Genomic DNA, 15,556 nt, shown 5'->3' with positions numbered 1-15,556 from the left:
GAGTTTGATATCTAGTGAATTTTTGTTCGTACATTAGGCAAAATATATGTACGCTTTGCTTTCATGTTGATTATGATTTGAATCAATGCTGAACGTAATGGGTTCGATCATTCTGTCCCAAATGCTAGTGAGGTATAGGATATGCAATTAACAGAAGTCCAAGAAAATGACCGGCCAAAACGGTTTGAGTTCCTGTTGTTTCTCTTCCTAACTTTTATCTTGATACCGGCGCTGACAATCGGAATTGTCGGTGCCTATGGTTTTGCTATCTGGATTTTTCAGATCCTGTATACAGGGCCTCCTGCGGGATAAATCATGGAAAATCGGCAACCCATAGCCTCTGTCAGTCGGCGGGCCTTTTTAACGGGGGGTACGAGTGCATCGCAGCGTGCGAAGCAGCGCGACGCCAGGGCGTATTTACCCTGGAGTACGCCAGAGAGAATATTGGCTGCCTGTGATCAATGCGAGATGTGTCTGCCCGCGTGCCCCGAAGGGATAATTCAAAAAAATGCGCAAGGCTATCCAACCGTAAATTTTGAAAAGGGCGAATGTACGTTTTGTGAAAGCTGTAAGGAAGCGTGCCCGCAGCCGGTTTTTTATACTGACGCAGAGGGGATCGGGGAGCAGCCCCTCGTCTGGACCCTCAAGGCTGAGATCAGCGATGCCTGCCTCGCCAAAAATGACATTCAATGCCAAAGTTGCCAGGACTATTGCGATCCACGGGCGATCCGCTTTCAATATCAGCGCAATGCGATCGCCGAACCCGTTATTCAGATTGCCGATTGCACAGGATGCGGCGCTTGCGTCTCGGTGTGTCCGGCCAATTGTATTTCCATCGAGGAGCCTGTTCAGGATCCGGTCGATTTAAGGACATAACATGGAAGAAGAAATTTTTGTCTCAAGCCTCGTGGCCCAAGTGAACGCCGAAAAACTTTCTGAAATACGAACGGCGATTGAGGCCATGCCTTATGCGGAAGTCCCTTTATTCGAAGAGAGCGGGAAACTGGTCATCTTGCTGGATGCGCCTTCGTTAAGGGATCTGGTCGCCATTACAGATCAAATTCAGGATCTGCCCGATGTGTATTCGGTATTTCCTGTGTACCAGCATGACGAAAAGTCAGCGCAATCTGAAAAAAGTGAAGAAAATTTAGAGACCAATATTCAAATACCGGTCGTGGAGGGACGGATATGAAATTATCCAGACGTGATTATATTAAAGCAAATGCTGTTGCTGTTGCCGCAGGTGTTGCTGGAATTTCTACTGAAGGCGCTGCCGCCAACCTGGTTACGGACCGGGAAAAAACAGATCTGAAATGGTCAAAGGCCGCCTGTCGTTTTTGTGGGACCGGCTGTAGTGTTATGGTTGGCACGAAAGAAGGTAAAGTCGTTGCAACACATGGTGATGTGAAGGCCGAGGTGAACCGAGGTCTGAACTGTGTAAAAGGCTATTTCCTGTCCAAAATCATGTATGGCAAGGACCGGCTGAATACACCGCTTTTGCGCATGACGGATGGGAAATACGATAAGAACGGCGAGTTTGCGCCGGTTTCCTGGGATACCGCGCTGGATATCATGGCCGAAAAATTTAAGGCAGCCATTAAAGAAAATGGTCCAACCTCAATTGGTATGTTTGGCTCTGGCCAATGGACTGTTTGGGAAGGTTACGCAGCCTCCAAACTCATGAAAGCGGGATTTGGGTCAAATAACATTGAACCAAATGCGCGCCATTGCATGGCTTCTGCTGTGGGTGGCTTTATGCGGACCTTTGGTATTGATGAGCCAATGGGCTGCTATGACGATATCGAAGCAACAGATGCCTTTGTCCTTTGGGGCTCTAACATGGCGGAGATGCATCCGATCCTGTGGACACGGGTTACGGATCGTCGTTTGAGCGCGCCGAAAACCAAGGTTGCTGTTTTATCAACATTTGAGCATCGCTGCTTTGACCTGGCCGATATTCCGATGGTGTTTGAGCCACAGACTGATCTGGCCATTCTCAATTTCATTGCCAATTACATTATTCAAAACGATAAGGTGAATTGGGATTTTGTGAACAAGCATGTCAATTTCCGCAAAGGAAATGATGACATCGGTTACGGCCTGCGTCCAGAGCATCCGCTTGAGAAAAAAGCGAAGAATGCGAATAAGGCGGGCGGTTCCACAGAAATGAATTTTGAAGAATTCAAAGTATTTGTGGCCGACTATGATGTTGAGAAAGTTTCCAAACTGTCTGGTGTTTCAAAAGAAAAACTGATTGAGCTTGCAGAATTATATGCAGACCCCGATCGAAAGGTTGTTTCTTTCTGGACCATGGGCTTCAACCAGCATACCCGCGGTGTATGGGCCAATAACCTGATCTACAATATTCATCTTTTGGTGGGTAAGATTTCAACACCCGGTAATTCACCTTTCTCATTGACCGGACAGCCTTCTGCCTGCGGAACAGCCCGTGAAGTGGGAACATTCGCGCATCGCCTGCCGGCTGACCTGGTGGTTAAAAATCCGAAACATCGGGCGATTGCTGAAAAAATCTGGAAAATCCCAGCCGGCATTATTCCGCCCAAACCCGGGTTCCATGCCGCCCTTCAAAACCGTAAATTGAAGGATGGCAAAATCAATGCCTATTGGGTGCAATGTAATAATAACATGCAGGCGGCAGCCAACCTGAACGAGGAAACGTTCCCCGGCTATCGCAATCCAAAAGCCTTCATCGTCGTGTCAGATCCGTATCCGACAGTAACGGCGGGCGCGGCTGATCTGATTCTGCCAACAGCAATGTGGGTTGAGAAAGAGGGCGCTTACGGGAATGCGGAGCGGCGTACTCAGTTCTGGCATCAACTGGTTTCTGCACCGGAAGGCGCCAAATCCGATCTGTGGCAACTTGTTGAATTTTCCAAACGGTTCACGACAGACGAAGTTTGGCCGAAAGAAGTTCTGGATGCGAATCCAGGCTATAAAGGAAAAAGTCTGTATGATGTTCTGTTTCGGAACGGCAATGTTGAAAAATATCCGCTGTCTGAAACCCATCCAGAGTATGACAATGACGAATCCAATCATTTTGGATTTTACATTCAAAAAGGCCTGTTCGAAGAATATGCGGAATTTGGTCGGGGTCACGGACATGACCTTGCACCATTTGATGTCTATCACGAGGCACGCGGCCTGAGATGGCCTGTGGTGGATGGTAAGGAAACCAAATGGCGCTATCGTGAAGGGTCTGACCCATACGTCAAAAAGGGCGCCGGGTTTGAGTTTTATGGCAAACCGGATGGCCGGGCGATCATTTTTGCCCTGCCGTATGAGCCCCCTGCAGAAAGCCCGGACGAAGAATTTGATCTGTGGCTGTCAACCGGCCGTGTTCTGGAGCACTGGCATTCTGGCTCCATGACCCAGCGGGTTCCTGAACTGTATAAAGCCTTTCCGGACGCCGTTGTTTTCATGCATCCAAAAGATGCGGAAAAACGCAAATTGCGGCGTGGACAGGAAATCAAGGTTGTTTCCCGCAGGGGTGAGATCATCAGTCGGGTCGAAACCCGCGGTCGGAACAAGCCGCCGGAAGGGCTGATTTATGTGCCTTGGTTTGATGCAAGTCAGTTGATTAACAAAGTAACGCTGGACGCCACTGATCCGATTTCAAAACAAACGGATTATAAAAAATGTGCTGTTAAAGTCGTTCCAACGGGGAGGGCATAATCATGAAACGCTTAATGAAATTCGGGTTGGTCCTTGCAGGTCTGGCAATCCTATCTGTTCCGGTTCTGGCGGAGGATATGGTGACCCTGCGTAAAGGGGTCGCGATTGAAAAAGAAGCGGGGGCCCCCGTCATGCCAAAGGTGGAAAACAAGGATGTAAAACGGGTTCGGAACTACCCGGAACAGCCTCCGACCATTCCTCACCATGTGCGGGATTATGAAGTGACAAAGAACGCTAACAAGTGTCTTTCCTGTCACGCGCGCACTCGGACGGGTGAGTCACAGGCACCAATGGTTAGTGTGACACACTTCATGGATCGGGATAATCAGGTTCTGGCCACTGTTTCCCCACGCCGTTATTTCTGCAACCAATGCCATGTGGTGCAGGAAGATGTTAAGCCTTTGATCGAGAACACATTTACGGATGTTGAAGATGTTTTGAAAACCGGAAAGGATAAACAATGACCGGTTTGATAAAGAAAGGGTGGAAACTGATCCGGGACGTCTGGATCAGTGCCAGTCGGCCAGCGAAGCACTTGTCCATCGGCTTTCTTGCCCTTGGTGGATTTATTGCAGGCGTTCTTTTCTGGGGTGGGTTTAACACAGCGCTGGAATTGACCAACACCGAGACATTCTGTGTCAGTTGCCATGAAATGGAAAACAATGTTTTTGCCGAGTTGAAAACGACCATCCATTACACCAACCGCTCAGGCGTGCGGGCGACCTGTCCTGATTGTCATGTTCCGCATAACTGGACAGATAAAATTGCCCGTAAGATGCAGGCCTCTAAGGAGGTTTGGGGCAAGATGTTTGGTACGATCAGTACGCGCGAAAAATTCCTTGAGAACAGGCGACGGCTTGCGGGCCATGAATGGGAGCGGCTAAAAGCAAACAATTCGCTGGAATGCCGAAACTGCCATAGCCCTGAAGGAATGGACATCACGGCGCAAAACAAACGCGCGGCAGAGGCGCATCAGACGTTTCTGTTCACCGGAGAAAAAACTTGTATCGATTGTCATAAAGGCATCGCCCATGAACTCCCCGATATGACCGGTGTCAAAGGCTGGGAATAAACGGCCTCATACAAATGTAGGAAAAGCGGCCTCAGAAATGGGGCCGCTTTTTTATTTCTTGCCCAACCATTGTATGGAATTTTCGAGTGTTTCCTCAAATTCAGGCATTAAGGATTGAACAGACGCCAAGTCGTGCGAATTGTCCTGAATATAGGCGGCCTGTTCTGCAAGGCGTAAGGCATATAAGGCGCCCGCAGATCCCTTAATCGCATGAGATGCTTCTAGTACGATCTGGTTCTGGGCCGCATCCGTGGCCTGCCGAAGGCGTTCGAAATTTTCACGAAACGAGTCAGGGGCAACGTCCAGCATGGGCCGGATGGCCTCTTCACCCAAAATAGATTTCAGTTCATCAAACTGTGCGTCGTCACCGATCGGCATTGTCCCTCCAACAAAAGGCGTAACAGCGCCATCGCCGTTTGAGAGCACCTCAATAGTTTCAGGCTGTTGTACCGGGATCGGTTCTACCGGTGTCTCGGTATCCGGGAAATATTGACCCAGCATACGTTGCATCTGTTCTTCGGTGAACGGCTTGGTCAGGACGTCAACCATTCCCGCGTTGGCAAAGCGTTCCTTGTTTTCTGTAAATGCATCGGCTGTCAGACCAATGATCGGGATTGATTTGCCCCGTGGATCTGATTTTATTTCCCGGGTGGCAGCAACGCCATCCAGTTCGGGCATGTGGATGTCCATAAAGATTAAATCAGGCGAAATTTCAAAGGCTTTTTCGACCGCAACACGGCCATTTTCAGCAACCGTGACCGAGCAGCCGAGTTTTTCAAGGAAGGATTTGGCGATCGTCACATTGATCAAGTTATCTTCTGCCAAAAGAACAGATATGCCGGTGCGATGGGCAATATAAACTTCGGGGTCTTGAGAGGCTGCGCCCGCATTTTCTGCAAAGATGAGGGGTAGGGTAACGGTAAATTCTGTCCCTACATCTTGCTCGCTTTTTACAGAGATCTTACCCTGCATCAATTCAATCAGTTTATTCACGATTGAAAGCCCAAGACCAGTACCCCCAAATTTACGGGTGATGGTGTTATCTTCCTGAGTGAAGGGATCGAAAATATCATCAAGTCGATCAGCGGCAATTCCATTTCCTGTGTCGGTTACCCTTAGGATAATCTGGCTACCTTCTTTGCTTTCATTCGTTTCAACGTCAATATCAACATGGCCTGTCTGTGTGAATTTAATGGCATTACTGACAAGGTTTGCAAGAATTTGACGCAGCCGTACCGGATCGCCCAGAATATCACCTTCCAGTTCAGGCAGTATTCCAACATTAAGGTAGAGGCTCTTTGATCGGGCCAATTCCTTAAAGGGTGTGAGGGTTGTCGTCAGAAGTTCCTGAAGGTTAAACGGTGTTTCTTCGAGTTCGACCGCGCCCGCTTCAATTTTGCTCATATCCAGAACATCGTTCAAAATGGCAAGGAGGATATTACAGGAATTAGTAACCGCTTTTAAGTGGCTTTTCTGTGTTTGATCCAGGTCGGTTGATGCCAGCAATTCTGCCATTCCCATAATGCCGTTGAGCGGGGTTCTGATTTCATGGCTCATGGTGGACAGGAACAAAGACTTCGCTTCATTGGACCGTTCTGCATCAATCCGGGCTTTCACAAGATTGAGCCGGTCCATGCGGCGGTCAGTGACATCATTGATAACGCAGATAAAGCCGGAAAATTCACCATGCATATCGGTCATTTGGTTGCCGGCAACCTCGCCCCACATTTCTTCACCAGACTTCTTGTAATACAGAAGCTCTTCTTTAAAGGATTGTCGGTTCGCTAGGGCCTCGCTGATGCGCTTTGATGCGTCCTGATTAACCCCTTTGTGATATAAAATGTCACGAGGGCGGCGATTTAAAAATTCTTCGCGGCTAAAGCCGGTCAAGGTTGTGAGGGCGTCATTGACCCATTCGGTCAAGCCTTCGGTATTCAAAATAATAACACCGTGCAGGGACTGGCTGGCAACCGTTGAAAGCCGAGACAGCTCGGCCGTTCTTTTTTCCACCCTTACTTCGAGGGTTTCTTTCATTTCAGTCAGTTGATGAACAGTCTTTTTTACATCATCACTGCTTGTTTGTAGCGCTGTTGCAAGCTCGTCATATTCACGGATCGGGCTTCTTGGAAATTTACGATTTTCGCTGGTGACACCCATGGTTTTACCCACATCCCGGCTTGCCGTTGCCAATCGCTGTATTGGGTTAATAAGCAACTCACTGAGGAAATAACAAACGCACAGGGCTGCAAGTAACAGAAGCGCTAGTGCAATCAGGGTTTGCGTGCGAAGAGTATCAAGGGTTTGGATGATCGGTTTTGCAGTATGTGTAACCAGGACTTCTGATATTCCCAGATCGCTTTTGACAGGAATATTCATAAAATATTCTGCATTTTCCCAGCGCTGAAGGGAAGGCATTTTGCCGGAAGGCTTCCATACCATCAATGGTCCGTTCACCTGCTCGAAATCACCGATGCCGCCATATTGCTTGACCCAGCCAATCTGGACCCGTCGTGAGGGCTCTTCGTAGGTGATGGAGATACCCAATCCATCCAGTTGAAAACGGTTTCGCGCATATTCTTCCGCTTTGTAAATGGCTTCAACTTCGCTTTTATCGATATAGGATCGAACAATCGCAATCTCTTCAACAACAGCGTTTGCATAGGTTTTCATTGTTTTTATGAGATTTTCTTCCTGCAGATCCTGAACCCGATAATTGTTAAAGATGATGGGGACGCCGCCTGCGAGTATTGTGGTGAGCATCAAGATGCTTGCTACAAGCTGTTTTGCAGAAATTTTTCGCTGTGTCTTGCCTTCCCTTTGCCTCCAGGCCAAAAACAGATCGACAAGAAGAGGTCCGATCAAAGCATTGAAAACGCCATTGATCATCTGTTTCAGGGCAATCAGGAAGACCGAAGAATCCCCTAAGCCCATGATGGTTGAATAAAACAGGATAACCAAAGGGACGCCTAGCAGGACCCAGTACAGAAAATCCGAATATACATAGACTTTGATTTTGTGCCTGAGTAATCCAACAAACAGGATTTCCATTGTAAAAATGATAGCGGCATAAGGGTGACCCCAGATGATCCAGGTATAACTCCCCGCAGCGGCGGCAACGGCAAGGGCGGGTCCCAATCCAAGTGTTGCAAGGGCCACAAACGCAAAGACGCTGCCAAAAATGATGCTAACAGAGAAAAAGAGGTCAACATTAAAGTAATTGCCAGCAACACCCAATGCACCAAGTAACATGGTGTAGAAAATGATCCGCCAGAAATGTGGCAGGGGGTGCAGGACAGACATTATTAAAGCTCCACCAAAGCGGCATATATCAGGGTCGCGACATATTTCTCCATCTATAATATTAGCCAGACCTTCTTAAAATTGGGTTACCGTAAGGTTGTGGATTTGGTGGCGAGAGGCGTGGGTGGCCCTGTCCGCCGTGGATCAGTTGAAAAGCACCAAACGTTTGTTTTGTAACTTATTGTTTTTATGTTGAAATTTTGCCTTGCGATAAAGTTGTAGCGGGAATAAACAGGCTATAAGGCTAGTTTTAAATGCAGTTTGTCGTCGATACATCTTTATCGACATCCGTTTCAAAGAGTTTAATTCGTCTCATTTCACCAAAAAGTGACCTGAATATTGGATGATTAAGGATCATTTCTACACAAGACTAAGACAAAATGAACTCTGACAAGAATACGTTAACACTCGTATTACATAATATTTAAATAAATTACATTGTAATTGCTTTATCACTTCACAGATGGGGACCGAGACCATGGCAATGACAGCACAGGAAGAGAAAACAGAAAAGATCTCTGATATCCTGGCTATGATTGATAAACGCCTGGAGGCCAAGCAAGCAGGCGATATCAAACTTTTTGTTGAAAAGCTTTATGAGCGATTATCCCCGGAAGATGTTTTGGGAATTCTGCCTGAAAATCTTTATGGATCGGCATTGTCGGTTTATAAATTCGCGGCCCAGCGCAAGGCAAAGACTTCTAAGATCAGGGCCTTCAGCCCGACATTGGAAGAGCATGGTTGGAAAACCTCCCACACGGTTATCGAGATTATTAATGATGATATGCCGTTTCTTGTGGACAGTGTTACAGCTTGTTTGAACCAGCGGGGGATCAACGTTCATCTGGTGATCCACCCGGTATTATATGTAGAGAGAGATGAAGAGGGACAACAGGTCTGTTTCCATGCCGATCCTAAAAAAGGCGTGGCCGAGTCCTTTATGCATCTGGAAGTGGATGAACAAAGTGATGCGGCAATCCTGAGGGAAATTGAAGATGAATTGACGTTGGTTCTCGAAGATGTCCGGGCGGCGGTAGAAGATTGGAAACCAATCCTCAAACAAGTCGACAATATCGTCGAAAAACTCAAGAAATCCCCTCCAAAACTTGAAGAAGCAGAAGTCGATGAAGGCAGGGCTCTTCTGGAGTGGATGGCAAATAATCATTTCACTTTTCTGGGATTTCGAGAATACGACTTCAAAATCAAAGGCAAGTCAAAAACAGAAAACTGGCAGGTTGTTGATGGCTCCGGACTGGGCATTCTAAGAAGTCCGGATCGCCGTATCATGACCGGCAAAGCAGAGATGTCGCCAGAGGTTCGCGAATTTCTGCATCGTCCTGAATTAATTATCGTTACAAAAGCAAATGCGCGGTCGACGGTCCACCGCGCGGTTCATCTGGATTATGTTGGCGTCAAGAAATTTGACTCCAAAGGGGATGTGGTTGGCGAATATCGCTTCACAGGATTATTCACATCGGCGGCATATAACAGAGTGCCCCGGGATATTCCGTATCTGCGGCGCAAAGTAAGCCGTACATTGGAACGGGCGGGCCTTGCGAAAAGCAGTCATGACGAAAAAGCACTGGCCCATATTCTGGAAACCTATCCCCGGGATGAGCTGTTTCAGATTTCCAATGATGATCTTTTTGAGATTTCGTCGAAAATTCTGTCATTGCAGGAGCGGCCCCGGATTGGTGCATTTTTGAGACGGGACCGCTTTCAGCGGTTTGTGTCGGCCCTTGTCTATGTCCCAAAAGAGAAGTTTAACACGGATCTGCGACGTAAATTCGGGCGTATTCTTGCCGAAATGCATCATGGCGAAATAACAGCTCATTATTCGCAGGTGGGAGACGATGCGCTTGCGCGTATTCATTTCCTGATCGAAATGCAGGGTTCAAGCAAGCCTGAAGTGGACGAAAAAGATCTGCAAAAACGTCTGGTGCAGGCAGCCCGCGAATGGTCCGATGATCTTCAGGACGCCCTGTTGGAACGTTGGGGAGAAGAAAAAGCACTGCGCTTGAAAGCCCGGTATGGGGGCGCTTTTCCTGTTGGTTATAAAGCCCGGTTTAATGCCAATCTGGCGTTACATGATATTGAAAAACTGGAAGACATCTGCGGCACGGAAGAAGTTGGGCTTAATCTGTATCGCTGGGTCGAGGATCCGGACGAAAAGGTCAGGTTTAAAATATACAGCCCCGGCGATCCTCTTCCTCTTTCCGACTGTTTACCGATGATAGAAAATATGGGTCTTAAGGTATTGGCAGAAAATCCTTATCTGGTCAGTGGCGAAGATATGGAAAGCCCCGTATGGATCCACGACTTTGAATTAGTAGAGCGGGGCGGAACGGCGCTTGATCTTCAGCGGCTGAAGAAAAAGTTTGAAGAGACCTTCCTGCGCGTTTGGCAGGGTACATCAGAAAGTGATGGCTATAACCGGTTGGTTATGAAGGCGGGCCTCAGCTGGTCGAACGTAGCGGTTCTCAGGTCCTATGCGAAATATCTGCGGCAAGCGGGCGTGATGTTCTCCCAGAGTTATATGGCAAATACACTGGCTGAAAATCCGGAGATTTCCAGAAAACTGATTGAATTGTTCAATGTACGGTTTGATCCGGATTTTGATCAGGATCGCGACGTGGAAGCCAAGAAAATCAGCAAAGAGATTTTCACAGCTCTGGACGGTGTCTCCAGCCTGGACGATGACCGGATCATTCGGCGGTTTATCAATCTGATCCAATGCACGCTTCGGACAAATGTTTTCCAGGAGGGAGTTGGAGAGGCGGATAAATCCTATTTCTCCTTCAAATTGGATAGCCAGAAAGTGGAGGATCTTCCTCTTCCGCGCCCCCATGTTGAAATCTATGTTTACAGCCCACGCGTTGAAGGCGTTCATCTGCGCGGCGGCACCGTCGCCCGTGGTGGGTTGCGCTGGTCAGATCGGCGCGAAGATTTCAGGACAGAGGTTCTGGGTCTGATGAAAGCCCAGATGGTGAAGAACACGGTTATTGTGCCGGTCGGGTCAAAAGGGGGCTTCTATCCCAAGCGCCTGCCTGTAGGCGGAAGCCGGGAAGACATTCAGGCCGAGGGCATTGCTTGCTATCGGATGTTTATTTCCGGCCTTCTGGACCTGACTGATAATCTGGAAGGCGGCGATGTTGTTCCGCCGAAAAGAGTTGTCCGCCATGATAGTGATGATCCATATCTGGTTGTCGCGGCGGACAAAGGGACGGCTACTTTTTCTGATATTGCGAATGAGGTGGCAATTTCCTATGGTTTCTGGCTTGGCGATGCGTTCGCGTCTGGCGGGGCCGCAGGTTATGACCATAAGAAAATGGCGATTACGGCCCGGGGAGCCTGGGAATCCGTTAAACGTCATTTCCGTGAATTGGGCAAAAATATTCAGGAAGAAGAGTTTACGGTCGCCGGTATTGGAGACATGTCCGGAGATGTGTTTGGAAATGGCATGTTATTGTCCCGCCATATCAAGTTGGTGGCCGCCTTTGATCACCGTAATATATTCATTGATCCTGCGCCAAACGCTGAAAAAAGTTTCAAGGAGCGGGAGCGGATTTTCAAGCTGCCGCGTTCCTCCTGGGAAGACTATGATAGCAAGTTGATTTCAAAAGGCGGCGGGATTTTTGATCGCAAGGCAAAATCCGTCTCTTTGACGCCGGAAATCAAAGACCTTCTAGGTTTGAAAGACAAAACCCTGACACCGAATGAATTGATCTCTGCAATTTTGAAGGCGCAGGTTGATTTGTTGTGGTTTGGTGGCATTGGGACCTATATCAAGTCATCGGACGAAAGCCATTCGGCCGCTGGAGATCGCGCGAATGATGCGATCCGGATTGATGGAAATCAGGTCCGCGCCAAGGTTATCGGAGAAGGTGGCAATCTGGGCGTTACGCAAAATGGCCGGATTGAATATTCTCTAAATGGCGGAAAATTAAACACCGATGCCATCGATAATTCAGCGGGTGTGGATTGCTCTGATCACGAAGTGAATATTAAAATCCTGCTTCGCGCCATTATGGATGATGGCGAAATGACCGAAAAACAGCGCGATCGTCTGCTGGTTGAGATGACCGATGATGTGGCGGCGCACGTCCTGCGGGATAACTATTTGCAGACCCAGGCGCTGACAACCGCGGAACGTCAAAGCATCGCCAATTTTGCAGAACAGACCCGATTTATGAGGGAGCTTGAAAAGCAGGGACGTCTGAACCGGGCTGTTGAAAATCTACCGGATGATGAAGCGTTAGAGAACCGTCAGTCTGCCGGTCAAGGGCTGGCGCGACCGGAAATGTGTGTGTTGCTGGCCTATGCCAAAATGACGCTTTATACGGATATTTTGAAAACCAGCCTGCCCGATGATCCATTTTTTGAAAGCTGGCTGGTGGATTACTTCCCACCAAAAATGCAGAAAAAATATAAGACTTTCATCGGGTCCCATCGCCTGAAACGCGAGATCGTGACGACAATCATCGTCAATAGTCTTATCAATCGCGCTGGCATTACATTCGTTATGCAAATGGTTGAGGAACTGGGCGTTGGTGTCGACGATGTGGCACGGGCCTATGCCTTGATTATCGAGGTTTTCGATTTGCCGGCTTTGTGGGACGATATCGAAGCGTTGGATAATAAAGTTGATAGTGATATTCAGGGTCGCATGATTGACGCCACTCAGCAACTTCTAAGGCGCGCAACACTTTGGAGCCTGAGACATTTGCGTAATCCGATCGATATTACGTCGAATGTTGAGGAGTTAGCCCCGGATATGGTGGACTTGAAAGGCAATCTTGAGGGTCTGTTAAGTGTAGCTGGCAAAAAAGCCTATGACGACCGGGTACAATATCTGACGGAAATGAATGTCCCTAAAAATCTGGCGGAGCGGGTTGCCGGTCTGGCGCCACTTCGCTCTGCTTTGGATGTGGTTCAGGTTGGTAAAATGGCGGCAAGGCCCATTGAAGAAGTCGGTGAGGTTTATTTCGCCGTGGGGGCCGAGCTTAATCTGGACTGGTTGCGTTTTGCGGCAGAAACCATTGAAACTGAAAGCCATTGGGAGCGGTTGGCCGTAACGGCAATTATCGACGATCTCTACGGTCAGCAGCGGGCTTTGGCCAATGCCGTATTTGAGCAGGCAAATGGTCATAAAGGCCGAGAAGCAATGGCCCATTGGCAGAAAAATAACCACAATCCCATCCATCGTTCTCAGGACCTGATTGAAGAATTTAAAGGGAGTGGCGGCGTTGATATTGCAAAGCTTGCCTTCGCCAATCGCTTATTCCGATCCATGATCAGTTAAAGCGGTTCTTTTACAAGGATTAAGGCGCGGTACAGACCCTGTATCGTGCTTTTTTTGGAGAGATGATCGAACCCGAAAAAGACAGCGTTGCTCATCATCGTGTCCTTGCAGGATATGCACGGGAGGCCTCTTCTCTTACTGAGGCTTTCGAAGCAATTTCTTGCGAAACACTCTATGCACCGGTCCGATCCTATTTACCTACTGATCGGGTAAATATGCTGGATATCGGCGCTGGAACGGGGCGCGATGCCGCGTGGTTCACCGGTCAAGGGCACCGAGTGCTGGCGGTTGAACCGGTCAGTGAATTCAGGGCGGCAGGACGGGCCCGTCATTCCTCTCCGTCTATCAACTGGCTTGCCGATAGCTTGCCTAAGCTTTCTGGTGTTCTGGCACGTGACGAATGTTTTGACTTTATTCTTTTAATTGGTGTCTGGCATCATCTGGAAAAACAATCTCGGCAAGCTGCGATCGGCACGCTTGCACGGTTGTTGGAAAAAAACGGTTTTATAATCTTTTCCCTACGGCATGGTCCCGGATCAGCGAGCAGGCCCGCATTTAAGGTGTCCCCATCCGAACTGGTTGCCTCCGCTACATATTTTGGGTTTAAAAAACTGTTTGAAACCAATGCCGGGTCTATTCAATCAGGCAATCGCGCGGCTGGTGTCACCTGGACCTGGATGGTTTTTCAGAAGGCCTGAGGTTGAGAGGTCACTTGCACTGGATCGTGGGTGGATAAAGTAGTTCTTCTTCGGGTTTTTTACGCTAGACTACGAAAAACCGGGGGAGGGGATATATGTCAGGAGTTACAGAGGCGTCGCGGCTGGGGAAATTTTCCTGGGCTTTGTTCGACTGGGCTAACCAGCCCTATTTTACCGTTGTTACAACGTTTATTTTTGCTCCCTATTTCACCTCTTTCGTTGTCGGTGATCCAGTGCAGGGTCAGGCCTACTGGGCCTATACACAAGCAGTGGCCGGTATTACGATTGCTCTTTTAAGTCCTGTCTTTGGCTCTATTGCGGACGCGGGCGGCCCCCGAAAACCCTGGATTACAGTGTTTGTCGCCCTGTGCGCCATTGGCAGTTTTTCATTGTGGTGGGCAACCCCGAATATGCAGAGTGGATTGATCTGGATATTGGTGGCGATCGTCATGGGATCGATCGGGATCGAATTTAGTCTTGTTTTTAACAATGCGATGTTGCCAACGCTGACCAGCCGCAAGAAAATGGGGACGCTCAGTGGGTTTGGTTGGGGCCTTGGCTATCTGGGTGGTTTGATTGCCCTTTTTATTGTTCTGCTGGGCTTTTCCCTGCCGGAAACCCCTGCATTTGGACTGGATAAAGTTGCCCATGAACATGACCGGATGACAGGTCCGCTCTCTGCCATATGGTTTGTTGTTTTCATTTTGCCGATGATGCTGTTTACACCGGACGTAAAATCCCGGGGGATAAGAAAAACAGAGGCCATTGCCGTGGGTTTTTCAAATCTTTTGGATACTCTGAAGTCGCTCCGTGATTACCGGAACATCATCTTTTTCTTGATCGCAAGAATGTTCTACAATGATGGCATCTTGGCGTTAATCAGTTTTTCTGGAATTTACGCAGCAGGGCTATTTGGTTGGGGCACCACCTCACTGGGTGTGTTCGGGATCCTGATTAATGTTTTCGCCATTGCAGGCTCTTTTGCCGGGGGCTGGCTGGATGACAAACTGGGTTCCAAGCCAACCATTGTAATTTCTGTTCTGGGCCTCGCATTTGCATCGGTCGGTGTTCTTTCCATCAGTGACGGAGAGGTTCTGTTCGGCTTGCCTGCGGCGATGCCAACGGAAGACAGTGGTCTTTTTGAAAGCCCTGCCGAAATGGTCTTCATGGGATTTGGGTTCATTATGGGGTTCTTTTTTGGCCCGGCACAAGCCGCCAGCCGTACCCTAGTTGCCCGGTTGTCACCGCCCGAGAAAATTGGCGAATTTTTTGGATTGTTCGCATTGTCAGGAAAGGCAACCGCCTTTGTCGCCCCTCTAATGATCGGTGTTGTAACCGATCTTTCCGGCCAGCAGCGGCCTGCAATGATTGTGATCTTTGTTTTGTTAATGGTCGGTGCAGCCCTGATGAGCTTTGTTCGCGAACCAGACCGATAGATCAAGAGGCCAGGCCTCAGGGTTTCTGAGGCCTGGCAGATGTTTCCCAAAGTGC

The 15,556-nt window shown here is 48.6% G+C and carries 10 protein-coding genes; 9 read left to right on the top strand and 1 reads right to left on the bottom strand.

Going from position 1 to position 15,556, the window contains the following annotated elements; genetic code table 11:
- Positions 1–141: 141 nt before the first annotated feature.
- The 6 genes from ACJAYR_RS01310 to ACJAYR_RS01285 are packed head-to-tail and all read left to right on the top strand — an operon-like array spanning position 142 to position 4,765.
- The gene (locus ACJAYR_RS01310; RefSeq protein WP_415234929.1) at positions 142–312 is read left to right on the top strand and encodes a nitrate reductase; all 171 of its coding nucleotides are present in this window, start codon (positions 142–144) and stop codon (positions 310–312) included.
- A 3-nt stretch (positions 313–315) separates the two neighbouring features.
- Entirely contained in the window at positions 316–876 is a 561-nt protein-coding gene (napF, locus tag ACJAYR_RS01305) for a ferredoxin-type protein NapF (RefSeq protein ID WP_415234928.1), read from the top strand.
- Position 877: 1 nt separating this feature from the next.
- The gene (locus ACJAYR_RS01300; protein WP_415234927.1) at positions 878–1,192 is read left to right on the top strand and encodes a chaperone NapD; all 315 of its coding nucleotides are present in this window, start codon (positions 878–880) and stop codon (positions 1,190–1,192) included.
- Positions 1,189–3,693, top strand: coding sequence for a nitrate reductase catalytic subunit NapA (napA, locus tag ACJAYR_RS01295; RefSeq protein ID WP_415234926.1), 2,505 nt, complete (start codon positions 1,189–1,191; stop codon positions 3,691–3,693). The genes ACJAYR_RS01300 and napA overlap by 4 nt, the downstream gene beginning before the upstream one ends.
- A 2-nt stretch (positions 3,694–3,695) precedes the next feature.
- Positions 3,696–4,157, top strand: coding sequence for a nitrate reductase cytochrome c-type subunit (locus ACJAYR_RS01290; protein ID WP_415234925.1), 462 nt, complete (start codon positions 3,696–3,698; stop codon positions 4,155–4,157).
- The gene (locus tag ACJAYR_RS01285) at positions 4,154–4,765 is read left to right on the top strand and encodes a NapC/NirT family cytochrome c (protein ID WP_415234924.1); all 612 of its coding nucleotides are present in this window, start codon (positions 4,154–4,156) and stop codon (positions 4,763–4,765) included. The genes ACJAYR_RS01290 and ACJAYR_RS01285 overlap by 4 nt, the downstream gene beginning before the upstream one ends.
- 51 nt (positions 4,766–4,816) lie before the next feature.
- On the opposite strand, the gene ACJAYR_RS01280 is transcribed toward ACJAYR_RS01285, so the two are convergent.
- Positions 4,817–8,065, bottom strand: a complete 3,249-nt coding sequence (locus ACJAYR_RS01280; RefSeq protein WP_415234923.1) for an ATP-binding protein — start codon at positions 8,063–8,065, stop codon at positions 4,817–4,819.
- A gap of 478 nt (positions 8,066–8,543) precedes the next feature.
- Here ACJAYR_RS01280 and ACJAYR_RS01275 point away from each other — a divergent pair, with 478 nt between their 5' ends.
- The 3 genes from ACJAYR_RS01275 to ACJAYR_RS01265 all read left to right on the top strand — a co-directional run bounded on the left by ACJAYR_RS01275 (position 8,544) and on the right by ACJAYR_RS01265 (position 15,501).
- Positions 8,544–13,367, top strand: a complete 4,824-nt coding sequence (locus tag ACJAYR_RS01275) for an NAD-glutamate dehydrogenase (RefSeq protein ID WP_415234922.1) — start codon at positions 8,544–8,546, stop codon at positions 13,365–13,367.
- 62 nt (positions 13,368–13,429) lie between these two features.
- A complete protein-coding gene (locus ACJAYR_RS01270; protein WP_415234921.1) occupies positions 13,430–14,065 on the top strand; it encodes a class I SAM-dependent methyltransferase in 636 nt (211 codons plus the stop codon).
- Between the two features lie 95 nt (positions 14,066–14,160).
- Entirely contained in the window at positions 14,161–15,501 is a 1,341-nt protein-coding gene (locus ACJAYR_RS01265) for an MFS transporter (RefSeq protein WP_415234920.1), read from the top strand.
- The last annotated feature ends 55 nt before the right edge of the window (positions 15,502–15,556 follow it).

It is taken from the genome of Sneathiella sp. (assembly GCF_047631475.1).
In the GTDB taxonomy this organism is placed as follows: Bacteria; Pseudomonadota; Alphaproteobacteria; order Sneathiellales; family Sneathiellaceae; genus Sneathiella.
Note: the sequence above shows the minus strand (reverse complement) of the source record. Positions and strands in the feature narration are given on the sequence as shown.

What these genes read in the sequence shown, in the direction of transcription:
- ACJAYR_RS01290 (WP_415234925.1), top strand. Translation starts at nt 3,696, where the DNA reads ATGAAACGCTTAATGAAATTCGGGTTGGTCCTTGCAGGTCTGGCAATC.
- ACJAYR_RS01265 (WP_415234920.1), top strand. Translation starts at nt 14,161, where the DNA reads ATGTCAGGAGTTACAGAGGCGTCGCGGCTGGGGAAATTTTCCTGGGCT.
- napF (WP_415234928.1), top strand. Translation starts at nt 316, where the DNA reads ATGGAAAATCGGCAACCCATAGCCTCTGTCAGTCGGCGGGCCTTTTTA.
- ACJAYR_RS01310 (WP_415234929.1), top strand. Translation starts at nt 142, where the DNA reads ATGCAATTAACAGAAGTCCAAGAAAATGACCGGCCAAAACGGTTTGAG.
- napA (WP_415234926.1), top strand. Translation starts at nt 1,189, where the DNA reads ATGAAATTATCCAGACGTGATTATATTAAAGCAAATGCTGTTGCTGTT.
- ACJAYR_RS01275 (WP_415234922.1), top strand. Translation starts at nt 8,544, where the DNA reads ATGGCAATGACAGCACAGGAAGAGAAAACAGAAAAGATCTCTGATATC.
- ACJAYR_RS01300 (WP_415234927.1), top strand. Translation starts at nt 878, where the DNA reads ATGGAAGAAGAAATTTTTGTCTCAAGCCTCGTGGCCCAAGTGAACGCC.
- ACJAYR_RS01285 (WP_415234924.1), top strand. Translation starts at nt 4,154, where the DNA reads ATGACCGGTTTGATAAAGAAAGGGTGGAAACTGATCCGGGACGTCTGG.
- ACJAYR_RS01270 (WP_415234921.1), top strand. Translation starts at nt 13,430, where the DNA reads ATGATCGAACCCGAAAAAGACAGCGTTGCTCATCATCGTGTCCTTGCA.
- ACJAYR_RS01280 (WP_415234923.1), bottom strand. Translation starts at nt 8,065, where the DNA reads ATGTCTGTCCTGCACCCCCTGCCACATTTCTGGCGGATCATTTTCTAC.